The following is a 1,302-nucleotide window of genomic DNA, read 5'->3' on the forward strand; positions in this document are numbered from 1 at the left end:
GGGCGTCGCCTCACTCAAAAACGCGAAACCCAGATCTCAAAGGTCTCGGCCCAGAAGCCCGCGCCGTACCGCCTAAGTGGTCGGCGTCGGGAGTACGTCACGATTTTCCTAAAGCACCCAAAGGGTAAGTAGTTGCACAAAGAAAAGAAAACAAGATCGTTATGCTGGAGAGGCTATGAATGGACGATTGAGAGAAGGGTTGGGGGGATAAGCTCCAGTGCAGTTAAAACAGGTAATTATTGCTCATAAGGCGGGAGACAGTTTAGGTCGGCGCTGGGCGGAAAAATGCGCTCGGCAGCTCGAAAATCGCGGCTGCAAGGTGTTGATGGGACCTAGTGGGGCGAAGGATAACCCCTATCCGGTGTTTTTGGCTTCCTCTACTTCGCCGATTGATTTGGCGATCGTGCTGGGAGGCGATGGCACGGCGCTGGCGGCGGCGAGGCAGTTGGCTCCGGAAGGGATCCCGATTTTGGCGGTGAATGTGGGGGGACATCTGGGGTTTTTAACGGAACCTTCGGAACGGTTTAAGGAAACGGAAGCGGTTTGGGATCGGTTATTGGAAGACCGCTATGCGGTGCAGCGACGGATGATGCTGCAGGCGACGCTTTATGAAGGGCATCGAACGAATTTGGAACCGGTGAGCGATCGCTATCTGGCATTGAACGATATGTGTGTCAAACCAGCGGCGTCTGACCGGATGATTACGTCGGTGTTGGAAATGGAAATCGATGGTGAAGTGGTAGATCAATACCAAGGAGATGGATTGATTGTGGCCACGCCTAGCGGGTCTACTTGCTATACCGTGTCTGCTAATGGTCCGATTTTGCACGATGGCATGGAGGCGATCGCCGTTACTCCCATTTGTCCCTTGAGTCTGTCCAGTCGCCCGATCGTCTTGCCTCCCGGATCCGTGGTCAGCATTTGGCCGCTGGTGGATAAGGATTTAAGCACGAAACTCTGGATGGATGGCGTTTTGGCTACTTCCATTTGGCCCGGTCATCGCGTGGATGTGCGAATGGCCGAATGTCGGGCGAAGTTTCTCATCCTCGATGAAAGTCATTCCTATTATCAGACCTTGCGCGAAAAATTGCAATGGGCCGGGGCGCGGATTAAGTATAGTAACAATCATCGCCGAAAAAGTTGAGCTTGACAATGGTCATTGGTCATTGGTCATTGGTCATTGGTCATTGGTCATTGGTCAATTGTCATTGGTCATTGGTTGCCTATGCAATTAAAGCATTGCACATAAGTCCTGCGTGCCCCCTCGGTTTAATTGTACCCGATGCGGATTTTTTTGTCAAG

The 1,302-nt window shown here is 52.2% G+C and carries 1 protein-coding gene; it reads left to right on the plus strand.

Annotated features, from left to right (window positions below):
- Positions 1-217: 217 nt before the first annotated feature.
- Positions 218-1,144, plus strand: coding sequence for an NAD(+) kinase (locus LKK83_RS06070; RefSeq protein ID WP_324630050.1), 927 nt, complete (start codon positions 218-220; stop codon positions 1,142-1,144).
- Positions 1,145-1,302 lie beyond the last annotated feature (158 nt).

The sequence above is a fragment of the Phormidium sp. CCY1219 genome (assembly GCF_035615515.1).
In the GTDB taxonomy this organism is placed as follows: Bacteria; Cyanobacteriota; Cyanobacteriia; order Cyanobacteriales; family Laspinemataceae; genus CCY1219.